Source organism: Lacibacter luteus, assembly GCF_004118265.1.
In the GTDB taxonomy this organism is placed as follows: Bacteria; Bacteroidota; Bacteroidia; order Chitinophagales; family Chitinophagaceae; genus Lacibacter; species Lacibacter luteus.
This window is the reverse complement of sequence record NZ_SDHW01000003.1, coordinates 38,945-51,788: the sequence shown is the minus strand read 5'-3', so window position 1 is coordinate 51,788 and position 12,844 is coordinate 38,945. Positions and strand designations below refer to the sequence as shown.

The window sequence follows — 12,844 nt, the reverse complement described above, 5'->3', positions numbered from 1 at the left end:
ATCAAGCCTTCACTGCCTGAATTACTTCAAGCACCTGTTTTGTTGCTGTTTCAATGGTTGCATAATCTTTTGCTTCCATTAATTTTTTGCTGATGAGTTTGCTGCCCATACCTACTGCACATACACCAGCTTTGTACCAGCTTTCGATACTTTCTTTTGTTGTATCAACGCCACCGGTTGGCATAAACAATAATTTAGGGAAGATATCCTTTATTGTCGTTAAAAACTCTGTACCCAGCATATTACCGGGGAATAATTTGATGAATTTAACACCTGCATTTTCTGCAGCAATGATTTCGCTCGGTGTCATACAACCGGGAGCATAGAAAATATCATTGGCTACGCAATACGCTGCAACATCAGGCACGAACCCGGGACTTACTAAAAAGTCGGCACCAGCAGCCATATAATCTGTTGCATGTTGCATGTTCTTGATGGTACCAACGCCCAATAATAAACCGGGCATTTCTGCATTACGCAGTTGCACCATTTTGGTGAAGTTGGCCAATGCAGCATCGCCACGGTTGGTGTACTCCACTGCTTTAATGCCTGCTTTGTAAATTGCTTTCAACACATCAAGGCTTACTTCTTCGCTTGGATTGAAATACAAAGGAAGAATACCCTGTGCTACAATAGCATCTGTTATTTTTTGTGTATTGCTCATTGTGTTTATTTTTTATCCCGACATGAATGTCGGGGCCAGTCATTAGATTTTTACTTTAATTACTAATTTCTTGATCTCGCCTTCGCCGATCATCGGTGCATGCACATCTTCAGGAAAGAAGATCGCAAACTGTCCATCGGTTAATTGGAAATACATATCGGGTGCATCATCGTAAAACAACACATCCTTTTCATCGTTGTATTCACCTTTGGGTGTAACACATTTTTCTCTTGGCTTCCAGCCAATGGTTTCAACACCTTTAATGCAAAGCTGAATGTCGATGTTTTTGTTATGACATTCAAATTTCTGTAAGCTGGTTTCTTTTGTTTTACCGGGTGCATTGCTGATGATGGCTTTTAAACCTTCAGCAATATCACTCTTACCATCGGCAGCATTTGCCAGGTCGGTTTGTTGAATGTATTCAAATGCTTTTGCGAACAACGGGTGTACGCTGAAGTATTTGTGTGCATTCTGAATTGTATCTATGATCATCGTTGTGAATTATATGAATGAATGATGAGTGATGAATAATGAGTAGCGACCCCTCATCATTCATCACTCATTACTGATTATCTCTGTACCCGTCCGCTGCCGTCGCCTTTCATCAGGTCTTTTACATCACCTAATGTTGCGTGGTTGAGGTCACCCGGAATGGTATGTTTCAATGCACTTGCAGCCACACCAAATTCAGCAGCTTCGCCCATTGGCATACCGGTTACCAAACCGTAGATCAAACCACTTGCAAATGAATCGCCACTACCTACACGATCAACAATACGTACATTGTATTTTTTTGTGTGATAGAATTCTTTACCATCATACACCAATGCACTCCAGCCATTATCACTTGCACTGTAGCTTTCACGGAGTGATGAGGCAACATATTTAAAATTAAACTTCGCCACCATCTGCTTCATGATATCCTGGAAGCCATCGAGGTGAAGCTCACCTTTTGTAACATCTGTATCACCGGGTTTAAAGCCAAGTGTTGTTTCCGCATCTTCTTCGTTACCGATACAAACATCAACCCATTGGCAGAGATGCGTCATTACCTTTTGCGCTTTTTCTTTGCTCCACAATTTTTTGCGGTAGTTGAGATCGATACTTGTTGTAATGCCTTTTGCTTTTGCAGCTTTCAATGCAGCTTCTGTTAAAGCAGCCGCTTTATCGCTCAATGCAGGTGTGATACCGGTTGTGTGAAACCAGTCAGCACCATCAAAAATTTTATCCCAATCAAATTCGCTTGCTTCCACTTCTGCAATTGATGCACCTGCACGATCGTACACTACTTGCGATGCACGCATTGATGCACCTGTTTCGAGGAAGTAGATACCTAAACGATCACCACCTCTTGCTACAAACTGTGTATCTACACCATAACGACGTAAATGATTAATGGCCGATTGACCGATTGGATTGTTAGGCACTTTCGAAACAAATGTTCCATTCAAACCATAGTTACACAATGCAGCAGATACGTTTGCTTCTCCACCACCGTAAGTGATATCAAATGTATCGGCTTGTACAAAACGTTTGAAATCGGGAGTTGACAGACGCAACATAATCTCTCCGAGTGTTACTACTTTTTTCGACATATAGATTGGTTTAATTATTAACGATTAAATAATTGATACTTGTTTTGTTTCGAATGTTGTTTTTACTTGTTGAATATGTTCTACTGTGTTTCGTGTTGAATCGCCTTTTTCGTGCAGCTTGGCAAATGCAGCAGCGGCTGCAAAACCAATGACATCCTGCAATGCCTGTTGCGATTTTAATCCGTAGATGAGGCCTGCCATAAAACAATCGCCACTGCCTACTTTGTCAACAACAGCATCTGTTGCAAACACCGGACTAACTGCCTGTTCTGTTTTTGTATTGAGTGCAGCATAGTAACGAATGTTACCCGCATCAGCATCAAATCGAAATGTATTGGCAACCCACTTACAGTTTGCAAAACGATCGAACAACTGCTTTGCTGTGTAAGTAGCATGTTGCAGAAACACTTCTTTGCTGCGAGGCTCCAACAGTTTGTCATCAACAGAAACGCCAAGCAAAGTTTCTGCAGCCCATACATTACCCATGATCACATCGCAATATTTTACAAGACCGGGCATAATTTCCCAGGGCTTCTTGCCATACTTCCACAACAGTGAACGATAATTCAGATCAACTGAAATGGTAATGTTGCGTTGCGATGCTGCCTTCACTGCTTCTAAACAAAGCGCTGCTGCTTTTTCACTTACTGCAGGTGCAATAGCACTGAAATGAAACCAGCTTACATCTTTCAAAATTTCATCCCAGTTCACCACGCCAATACTCAGTGTAGAGAAGGATGAATATTTGCGATCGAATACATTCTCTTCACTCTTCATGTCCGCACCTTCTTTCAAATAGTACAAACCAATGCGTTCACCTGAAAGAATGATGGGTGATGTATCGATGTTCTTTGTTTGCAGGAAAGAAATAATATCACGTGTAATGATATTATCGGGTAATGCTGTGCAATACTTTACCGGCATTTGCCAGGTAGCGAGTGCAGTGGCTACATTTAATTCGGCACCACCAACAAACACAGGCACCTGGTTGGCACGCAACCATTCACCTCCGTCGGCAGGCGGTAATCGAAGTAATAATTCACCAAAACACAGCACTTTACTCATAACCTATTTCAATGTTGGAACAGGAGCAGGATCCATATCGGTGTACACTAAATTTTCACCTGCCATTCCCCAAATGAAACCATAGTTGGTAGTACCACAACCGTAGTGTGTGCTCCATGGAGCAGAGATCACCGCTTCGTTGTTGGTCATAACCAAATGACGTGTTTCCATCGGGTTGCCCATGAAGTGGAACAAACGTTGTCCTTCGGGTAAATCGAAGTATAAATACACTTCCATACGACGTGTATGTGTGTGTGGTGGAATAGAATTCCATACACTACCTGGCGCAAGCACCGTTAAACCCATTACCAACTGACAGCTTTTTAAACCATCGAGGTGAATGTATTTATAAACAGTACGTTTATTTGCTGTTTCAACTGCACCCAACTCAACAGGTGATGCCTGTTCTTTTGTGTACAATGTATTTGGATAGGTTGCATGTGCAGGAGCCGACAATAAATAAAACACAGCAGGATTCTTCTTCGATGCTGAAGCAAAACTTACTTTCTGTGTTCCTTTACCGAGGTAGAGACAAGAAAGTTTTTCGAGATCATACTTCTTACCATCAGCAGTAATTGTTCCTTTACCACCAATATTGATGATGCCGAGTTCTCTTCTTTCTAAAAAATATTCCGCTCTTAATTCGGGATGATTGCTGAGTGTGATCGCTTTTGCAACCGGTACTGCACCACCAATGATCACACGATCATAATGCGAATACACGAGTTTCAATTTATCGGCCACCATGAGATCCTTCACCAAAAAATTATCGATGAGTTGTTGTGTATTGAAGCCTTTTGTTTCTTCCGGCCCAACAGCAAAACGAACTTCCATATCGCCATCCATGTAAGTGTTGCTGTTGTAATCTTTTAATTGAACTGCCGGAGCTTTTATTTTTTTCGTTGCCATGTCTTTCTTATTACTAATGACTAATTACTATTAACTATCGGCTTGTATTAACGTGCCATCCATCCACCATCAACAAACAACACAGTTCCGTTTACATAATCTGATGCTGATGATGCAAGGAAAGTAACCGGTCCTTTAAAGTCGGCAGGTACACCCCAGCGACCAACAGGAATACGTTCAAGAATTGCTTTGCTTCTGTCTGCATCTTCACGCAAAGCCTGTGTGTTATTGGTTGCGATATAACCGGGAGCAATACCATTTACACAAACACCTTTGCTTCCCCACTCATTACCAAATGCACGCACCAAACCGGCAACGGCAGATTTTGTTGCAGTGTACCCAGGTACATTAATACCACCCTGGAAGCTCAGCAACGAACAGGTAAAGATAATCTTACCACCGCCTTTTTCAATCATATGTTTTCCAAACTCACGACCGAGGATGAATTGTGCGTTGAGGTTAATGTCAACCACTTTATCCCAATATTCATCAGGATGTTCAGCAGCAGGTTTACGCATAATGATACCGGCGTTGTTTACAAGAATATCGATGCGTTCGTTTTCTGCTTTTACTTTATTGATGAAAGCATACAATGCTTCTCTGTTTGAAATATCAACACGGTGATAGGTGAATTTTCTTCCCGTAGCTTCAACTGCAGCTTTTACATCGCTGTAATCTTCAACGATTGATGCGCCGATGATGTCTGCACCGGCTTCGGCCAAAGCTGTTGCCATACCCATACCTAAACCGGTATCGCAACCTGTTACTACTGCGGTTTTACCTGCGAGATTAAATAGATCCAATGTTTGCATTTTGTTCTTAATTATAGTTTATTAGTAGTTGCTGTTTGTACAGCATCGAGATGCTGCAAATTGAAATATTCTTTTGCGTTGTTGTAGCAAATATCCTGAATGGTTTTACCAATAAGATCAATATCGTTCGGCAATTCACCATTCTCTACTTCTTCGCCATACATATTACAAAGTATGCGACGGAAATATTCGTGGCGTGGGAACGAAAGGAAACTACGGCTATCGGTTAACATACCAACAAAGCGACTGAGCAAGCCCATGTTGCTGAGTGCGTTGATTTGTTTGATCATACCATCTTTCTGATCGAGGAACCACCAGCCGCTGCCCCATTGCACTTTACCTGCAACAGAACCATCGTTGAAGTTACCGATCATGGTTGCGAACAATTCATTATCGGCAGGATTCAAATTGTAAATAATGGTCTTCGCCAGTTTATCATTTGTATCTAAACGATTCAGGAATTTTGATAAAGCACGTGCCTGTGAAAAATCGCCGATGCTGTCCCAGCCAGTATCAGGGCCTAATTGCTTTAACATACGACTATTGTTATTACGCAATGCACCAAGATGATATTGTTGCACCCAACCTTTTTCATGATCCCATTCAGCAAAGATCACCAGCATGGCACTCTTGAATTTTTTCTTTTCTTCGAGTGTTAAGTTGCCGCCACTGCGTACCTGTGCAAAAATGCCAACGATCTCTGTTTGTGTATAATCTTCTGCATAGATCTCTTCCAACCCATGATCAGAAACAGCACAACCATTTTCTGCAAAATAATCATGACGCTTTTTCAACGCTGCTAAATAATCGTTGAAGGTGCTGATAGAAGTATCAGCAGCTTTTTCCAATAAGGTGAGATAATTGTTGAAGCTGATGGTATCATCTACATTCATTGCTTTATCGGGACGAAAAGCAGGATTCATTTTGGTGAAGCCACCTTGTGCCCTGTGTTGCTGATGGTATTTCAGATCATCAACAGGATCATCTGTTGTGCAAATGAGTTTTACATTCATCTTTTGCAACAAACCCTGCACATTGTGCGATGCATGCTGTAATTGTGCAGTGGCATCCTCATAAATACGTTTAGCACTGTCTGCATTCAATACTTCGTTGATGTTGAAATAGCGTTGCAGTTCAAGATGCGTCCAATGATATAATGGATTACGTAACGTGTAAGGAACAGTAGCAGCCCATTGTTCAAACTTTTCCCAATCACTTGCAGTACCGGTAATAAAATTTTCATTCACACCATTGGTACGCATGGCTCTCCATTTGTAGTGATCGCCATACAACCATACTTGTGTAAGATTTTCAAAGTTGATATTGTTTGCCACCTGGTCGGGTAACAAATGGTTATGATAATCGATGATAGGCATTTGCTTTGCGTACTCGTGATAGAGACGCTGTGCTGTTTTACTTTGCAGTAAAAAATCTTCGTTCAAAAACTGTTTCATGTGTTTGTTTCCTTTTAGCTAATGCTGCATTACTGCAGCGATGAACAATTACAACGTTACACTTGCCTGTTCCAGTTCGGCTACGGTTTGTGCAACACCTTTGGTAAGCATGCTGTTCAGCTGCTCTTCAACGGCACGTAAGAAACCTGGATATGCTGTAAGATCCACTTCCCACAATGCGGTGTTTTGCATAACTACTGCAGGTACTGCAGCAGCTTCGTGCTGTTGCCATACTTCGTAGAAGTAAGCAGCACTATCGTCTTTAATTTCATACTCTACGCCATCACGTTCACCAAAGTATTTATTCCCGTCTTTACGTGTTACTTTCATAAATAGCAGGAAAGCCGCAAAACCTGCAGCCATACGCAAAGGCGCATTGCTGCTTAATTCGTAATGACGTTGAATAAGCGGCAGATTACGCATCTTCATTTTTGATGTGTACTGCACAGTAATACTCAACAGTTGGTGATCGATTGCCGGATTACAAAAGCGATCGAACGTACTGTTGGCAAAATCTTCTTTTTGTTTTACCGGAATATCGAAGGGAATGGATGGCGCAATTTCTTTGTGCATCAACTCTTTTGTAAAACGCCCAAATACATCGTCCTGCACTACCTCACGTGTAATATTAAAACCACCTAAAAATGAAATGCCACAGTTGAAGGTATGTGTGCCGTTGAGCAAACGTAATTTCAACTCTTTAAACAAAGTAATGTCGGGAGTAATTACCACTGCAGTATCAACCTGTGCAAACGATAATGTTTCTTTTACTTTTTCATCACCTTCAATAGCCCAGAGGCGAAACACTTCGCTCATGGTTAAAAGATTATCGGCATAACCTAATTCATCTTCCAGTTTTTTTAGTTCGGCTGCATTGGGTTTGCCCGGCACAATACGATCTACCAACGAATTGCAAAAAGTATTGTGTTGCTCCAGCCATTCAATAAATGCAAATTCGAGTTTATTAAGATGTGCAAGCTCCAGTACAATGCTTTCGAGTTTGGTGCCGTTGTCGGTAATGAGTTCGGTAGGAACAATCACCAGTCCGCTTTCGGGTGTACCGCCAAACGCTTTAAAACGTTCGTATAAAAACGCCAATAATTTTCCGGGAAATGAAATTGGCGGGTCGGCCTGGATATTATCTTCCACTAACTGGATACCTACTTCTGTTGTGTTCGAGATCACAACTTTCAGATCGGGATTGTACGCACATTTCAAAATGATCTGCCATTCACTTTTTGCACTCAATACACGGCTTACAGATGCGTTAATGATATTCTCTTCAACGCTTTTGCCGCTTTCAATACCCCGTACACAAACTGTGTACAATCCGTTTTGCATATCAAATGCGGTGCTGTCGCTTTCGGTTGACTTTACTACAACAATGCGCCCGTTAAAGATGCCTTGTTTATTGGCTTTGTCAATAAAATAATCCGGTAATGCTCGCAGCAATACGCCGGTACCAAACTGCAGAACTTTTTCAGGCAGTTCCAATAAATGATCGGCAGGAACCTGCAGACCGGTTTTTGATTGCAATTGTTTGCACGCTTCTCTCGTTAATTGCATAACGTTATCGATTGTTTTGCTACACCGGTTTGCACCGATGCCTGTTTTATGGTTTGTTAGGATGCAATCGGTTTCCAGCGATTGCCGAAAACCCATTGCACTGTGATCATATCAACTAAATCCTTCGAAATATTATTGGCAAACCAGCGGTAATTGCCGGCTTTGCGTATACAGTTGTAATAAAAAATCCGTTCGCCCCATTGCAGATTGTTTGCTCCTGCTTTGTATATAGCAGCATCTTTCATGTTATCGGCAAACAAACAGTTGATGAGATAAAACTGTGCATCACGATGATAGCGGCCCAGTAAAAAACCATCATAACCTTTGAAGCGACAATTGAGCAATACTGTTTTTGAATCTTTGTTTCTCGATCCATCATGCCAGATAGCAGCACTGCCGGTGAGTGCTACAAACTCACAGTTCTCGGCCCATGCCCATCCACGAGGACAATAAAAATCAACACCACCTTCCATTACACAATCTTTAAAATACCACAAACCATTCTCCACTTCCCAAGGACTTACGGTATCGCCTGCGTAGGCTTTGAAATGACAGTTGACGGCTTTTAACCTTGTACAATGCATGGTACGCAACGCCATCTGGTGACTGTTACGTGAAATGGTTTTTTGTTTGTTGATGGTATCCTGCGGACAGTTGACCACACGATCCTGCACATAGTCGAAACCGTAGGTATTGTTGATGCTGAGATTTTTAAGGGTGATGTCGTTACCGCTTACGTTCATTGTTGCTACGCCCCAATCGTCGTTGTGTTCGCAACGCCATTCATCTCTTGCAATAGCTGCAGTAATAACAGTTGAAGCTTTGTCTTCGCCTTCAAAAACAATATTGTGTTTTTCGATGTAGAGTTTCTCTTTGTAAACACCCTTCTTAATAAAAATGATCCGGGCTGTTGCAGCCGAATCACTTAAACTGTTGATTGCACCTTGTATGGTTTTAAAATCGCCTTTACCTTTTGCGTCGACAATAATCTTTTTTTGCGCCTGTATAGTTATACTACACAGGAACATTAAACCCATCCAGCCATATCGTAGAAACGCCGTCACTTCTTCGTTGCAGTTTGCAGCAGCCATTTTGCAAGATCTTCTGCTGCTTTATAATTTTCAAAATCGGCCGGTAACAATTTCCGGTTGTCGATATACTCGTTATAGATCCATGGATCACCAACACTAAACACGGTTCCTTTGCCATATTTTGCAACAGCGATGATGGCTGCACCGTCTTTTGTTACAATTGCTTTTGCAGGAGCTTTTACATTTAGTTCACTGATCTCTTTCAGGAACATTTTTTTTGTTGTTTTGAAAACAGGGTTGTTAGCGCCGGGTAAAACTTCGCCTTGAACATAGGTATCATTCTTCACCATGTTCAGACTGTTATCTGTAAAGGTTACTCCAAACTTTTGTGCCAGCAGATTGAAATGTTTCAGATCGCAATTGTTGCTGTCGTTTGCCAATAAAATCAACACACCACCTGCATTTACCCAATTGCTGATTGCTGTTACATCTGTTGCAGTAACATAATTCGGGTTAGGATTATCACGCACATGATCAGGATCAACAATAATATATACCGAAGCTTTGCTGAGGTTACTTGCTGTTGGCGCAACATCCAATGATTTTAAGGTTGCACCATAACTTTCAAAAATAGTCCCCCATGTATAATAACCACCATGACTTCTTTCTTCCCATGTATAATGCCAGTAGCTCATTTCGCCACCTGCATCTTTTTTCTTCTCACTGTTAAACCAGCGATCGAGTAAAACAGTTTTGCCTTTACCAACTGCCTGTGTTGGCAACTGTTCCATTTCTCCCGCAGCTAATAAAAATGCACCAACACCTTTTGCATCGTTTACAATTACATCTTCGCTCATGTAATAAGCAAAGCTGCCATCACGGTAAGGCTTGCCACCAAGTCCTGATACTTTTACTGTACCATGTAAATTGGTTTGTCCGTTTTCTTCTTTAATGAAACGCTTTACAATACCATCGTAGCCTTTCTTTGCAATAGCAAGTTTAGCAGCAGGCAAATAACCTTTGCGTACACCTTTTGCTATTGCATATACAAATTGTGACGAAGCCGATGCTTCAAAATAATTTTTTTCTTTACCGGGACCGTTATAATTCATTACGTCGTACCACAAACCTGTTGTTGGATCTTGCTGCTTTTCGATGGCATTGACCAAACGGTTGAGAATTGCGATCAGGTCTTTGCGTTTTGGATGATCAGCTGGAAAATAATCCAATGCATCCACCAATGCATCAGAATACCAACCCATTGCTCTTGCCCAGAAGTGTGGTGATGTACCGGTTGTTTTATTGGCCCATTGTTGCTCTTTGCTTTCATCCCACGCATGATAGATCAATCCTGTTTTTGGATCACGTGCATTTTTTTCCATCCAGATAAACTGGTTGGCAATATCGTTAAAGGCTGTGTCTTCGTGAAAGAGCATGGCATACTCTGCATAGAACGGAGCACCCATGTACAAACCATCGAGCCACATTTGATTGGTGTAAATTTTCTTATGCCAGAAACCGCCTTCTTTTGTACGGGGATGTGTACGCAACTGATCACGCAGATGCATTGCTGCTTTCTTATACTTTTCCGCACCGGTGATGCGGTAGAGCATTAACACCAGCTTGCCGTTGTTTACATGATCGATATTGTATTCTTCAAGCTCGTAACCTTTAATACTACCATCGTTCTGCACAAAATAGTCCATGCGGTTTTTGAGCGAGTTATAGTACGCAACATTACCTGTACGCATCCACAAACTTTCAAAACCTTTCAACACCACACCCATATCGTAACTCCATTTTGTGCGGCTGCCAATAGGTAAGCTGTCGGGCCATATCTTATCAACTGTTGCGGCAACCTTTTCGCTCCATTTTGTTTGTGCAGACGACTGCAGGGCTATAGCCAGTAATACAAGTAAGGTCAGTTTTTTCATGTGCATTTTTTAGTTTGCTTTTTGCCACATGTTATTCGCCCAAAAAATATTCATTACTGTATGGTAATAAATTGACTGTTTTTTTCGGCTCATTTCATGTTCCTTTTTTATCTGTTTGGCAAGTATTATAATTTAATTTCCTTTGCATCGGTTCCAAACTCTACTACCAGTTTCTCTTTTGCTTTTGATGCATCGGTATTTTTTACAAGAATATTTTTTGTGCGTTCGCCACCTGCACGAAACAGTACCTCGCTGCCATCTTTATACTTGAGGTTATCGAATACAAGATTATCGCTGTTGATAACATCCACAACAGGATTTGTATTAGTTGGAATGATGGTGATGTTGCGGAATGTGATATTGCTTGCTTCCTGCACATCAATTCCTTTATCGGCCTGCAGTACCATATTTTCCAGTACAATATCTTTTACATGCATTTCGGGTACACCACGCAGAAAAATTCCTTTGGCTGCGCCATTGCAATACACATTGCTGATATGGAAGTTTTTAAACACAGGAGTTGTTTCATCAACCGGTTTAAACTCCACTTTTGGCAACTCTCTTTTTTCACCTGCCAACGCAACAGGATCTTTAGCCATGTAATACATATCGAACAAAATAGCTTCTGCAGGAATATCTTTCATGTAAATGTCTTTGATGAAGATATTCTCTACCACACCACCACGACCACGGGTTGTTTTAAAACGCAAACCAATATCGGTTCCAATAAATGTGCAGTTGCTGATGTACATGTTGCGTGCACCACCACTCATTTCGCTGCCAATTACAAAGCCACCATGCGATGCATAAACGGTACAGTTACGGATGATGACATTTTGTGTTGGCATACCACGTTTACGACCATCGGCATCACGACCGCTCTTCATACACAACGCATCATCACCTACATCAAATGTTGAATTTTCGATAAGCACATTGCTGCAGCTTTCCACATCAATACCATCCCCATTTTGTGCATACCATGGGTTTTTTACAAATACATTGCGAACAGTTAAATGCTCACTCATCAGCGGATGTAAACACCATGCAGCTGAATTTTGAAAGGTGACACCCTCCAGCAAAATGTATTTGCAGTTGGTAACCAAAAAAAGATTGGGACGTAAAAAGTCTTTGATGCTTTCGTAATAAGCAGCATCACGCTCAGGAGTGATTTGTCCGGGATTGGCTGGCCCTTTACTCGCTTTCATAAAAGCTTCGGAAGGGTACCATGTTTTTTTATCTTCACTTACCACACCACCTGATGCTACTAAGTTTTTCCATTGTGTTGCCGTAAGCTTATCGCTTTTTACCGAACGCCAAACATCTCCATTACCATCAATAATACCTTTACCTGTAATGGCTATGTTACTTGCATCTGTAGCAGAAATGGGCGATTGGTTACGCATTTGCGCTAAGCCTTCCCAGTTTGCTTTTACCAATGGGTATTGCGATTTATCGGCAGTAAACAACAAAGTAGCACTCGCTGCAACATGGAGATTAATGTTGCTCTTTAAAACAATGGGGCCTGTTAACCACAAACCGGCGGGCACCAATACAACCCCGCCACCTTTTTTTGCCAATGTTTCAATGGCATTGTTGATGGCTTTTGTGTTAAGTTTATTACCATCGGGAACCGCTCCAAACTTTACAATGCTGACTGTATCTTTTTTGAACTTAGGTGAAATAACAACCGGTAGTTTTTTATTCCACTGTGCTGTTGATGCAAATGCTGCAAGCAACAGAACGGCAAGAGAAGATATTTTTTTAAATGACAGCATACTTGTTCGTTGTTTTTGAAACAGGCCACAAGTTAA

Annotated in this window: 11 protein-coding genes; all 11 read right to left on the bottom strand. The window is 41.4% G+C overall.

Translation table 11 applies throughout. The features are described 5' to 3' along the window. Nucleotide 1: 1 nt before the first annotated feature. Nucleotides 2-664, bottom strand: coding sequence for a beta/alpha barrel domain-containing protein (locus tag ESA94_RS11305; RefSeq protein WP_129131022.1), 663 nt, complete (start codon nucleotides 662-664; stop codon nucleotides 2-4). 42 nt (nucleotides 665-706) lie between these two features. Further along, nucleotides 707-1,156, bottom strand: a complete 450-nt coding sequence (locus ESA94_RS11300) for a YhcH/YjgK/YiaL family protein (RefSeq protein WP_129131021.1) — start codon at nucleotides 1,154-1,156, stop codon at nucleotides 707-709. A 77-nt stretch (nucleotides 1,157-1,233) separates the two neighbouring features. Further along, nucleotides 1,234-2,259 carry a sugar kinase gene (locus tag ESA94_RS11295; RefSeq protein ID WP_129131020.1) on the bottom strand — a complete coding sequence of 342 codons (1,026 nt, stop codon included), beginning with the start codon at nucleotides 2,257-2,259 and terminating at the stop codon, nucleotides 1,234-1,236. A gap of 24 nt (nucleotides 2,260-2,283) precedes the next feature. Continuing rightward, nucleotides 2,284-3,324 (bottom strand): sugar kinase, encoded by a 1,041-nt coding sequence (locus ESA94_RS11290; RefSeq protein WP_129131019.1) that lies wholly within the window; start codon nucleotides 3,322-3,324, stop codon nucleotides 2,284-2,286. A gap of 3 nt (nucleotides 3,325-3,327) precedes the next feature. Then, entirely contained in the window at nucleotides 3,328-4,233 is a 906-nt protein-coding gene (gene kduI, locus ESA94_RS11285) for a 5-dehydro-4-deoxy-D-glucuronate isomerase (RefSeq protein WP_240671036.1), read from the bottom strand. A gap of 47 nt (nucleotides 4,234-4,280) precedes the next feature. After that, nucleotides 4,281-5,045, bottom strand: a complete 765-nt coding sequence (gene kduD / locus ESA94_RS11280) for a 2-dehydro-3-deoxy-D-gluconate 5-dehydrogenase KduD (RefSeq protein WP_129131018.1) — start codon at nucleotides 5,043-5,045, stop codon at nucleotides 4,281-4,283. An 11-nt stretch (nucleotides 5,046-5,056) separates the two neighbouring features. After that, a complete protein-coding gene (gene uxaC, locus ESA94_RS11275; RefSeq protein WP_129131017.1) occupies nucleotides 5,057-6,499 on the bottom strand; it encodes a glucuronate isomerase in 1,443 nt (480 codons plus the stop codon). Between the two features lie 48 nt (nucleotides 6,500-6,547). Then, nucleotides 6,548-8,065, bottom strand: a complete 1,518-nt coding sequence (locus ESA94_RS11270; RefSeq protein ID WP_129131016.1) for a tagaturonate reductase — start codon at nucleotides 8,063-8,065, stop codon at nucleotides 6,548-6,550. Nucleotides 8,066-8,121: 56 nt separating this feature from the next. Further along, nucleotides 8,122-9,156 (bottom strand): pectinesterase family protein, encoded by a 1,035-nt coding sequence (locus ESA94_RS11265; protein ID WP_205755965.1) that lies wholly within the window; start codon nucleotides 9,154-9,156, stop codon nucleotides 8,122-8,124. Further along, nucleotides 9,126-11,030: a glycoside hydrolase family 88 protein gene (locus ESA94_RS11260; protein WP_129131015.1), complete on the bottom strand. Its 1,905-nt coding sequence runs from the start codon at nucleotides 11,028-11,030 to the stop codon at nucleotides 9,126-9,128. Before ESA94_RS11260 ends, ESA94_RS11265 begins: the two co-directional genes overlap by 31 nt. A gap of 125 nt (nucleotides 11,031-11,155) precedes the next feature. After that, complete coding sequence (locus ESA94_RS11255; protein ID WP_129131014.1) at nucleotides 11,156-12,808, bottom strand: glycoside hydrolase family 28 protein; 1,653 nt, start codon at nucleotides 12,806-12,808, stop codon at nucleotides 11,156-11,158. Nucleotides 12,809-12,844 lie beyond the last annotated feature (36 nt).

Coding starts and splice junctions, on each gene's coding strand:
- kduD (WP_129131018.1), bottom strand. CDS start 5,045: ATGCAAACATTGGATCTATTTAATCTCGCAGGTAAAACCGCAGTAGTA.
- ESA94_RS11300 (WP_129131021.1), bottom strand. CDS start 1,156: ATGATCATAGATACAATTCAGAATGCACACAAATACTTCAGCGTACAC.
- ESA94_RS11295 (WP_129131020.1), bottom strand. CDS start 2,259: ATGTCGAAAAAAGTAGTAACACTCGGAGAGATTATGTTGCGTCTGTCA.
- ESA94_RS11265 (WP_205755965.1), bottom strand. CDS start 9,156: ATGGCTGCTGCAAACTGCAACGAAGAAGTGACGGCGTTTCTACGATAT.
- ESA94_RS11290 (WP_129131019.1), bottom strand. CDS start 3,324: ATGAGTAAAGTGCTGTGTTTTGGTGAATTATTACTTCGATTACCGCCT.
- ESA94_RS11260 (WP_129131015.1), bottom strand. CDS start 11,030: ATGAAAAAACTGACCTTACTTGTATTACTGGCTATAGCCCTGCAGTCG.
- ESA94_RS11255 (WP_129131014.1), bottom strand. CDS start 12,808: ATGCTGTCATTTAAAAAAATATCTTCTCTTGCCGTTCTGTTGCTTGCA.
- uxaC (WP_129131017.1), bottom strand. CDS start 6,499: ATGAAACAGTTTTTGAACGAAGATTTTTTACTGCAAAGTAAAACAGCA.
- ESA94_RS11270 (WP_129131016.1), bottom strand. CDS start 8,065: ATGCAATTAACGAGAGAAGCGTGCAAACAATTGCAATCAAAAACCGGT.
- ESA94_RS11305 (WP_129131022.1), bottom strand. CDS start 664: ATGAGCAATACACAAAAAATAACAGATGCTATTGTAGCACAGGGTATT.
- kduI (WP_240671036.1), bottom strand. CDS start 4,233: ATGGCAACGAAAAAAATAAAAGCTCCGGCAGTTCAATTAAAAGATTAC.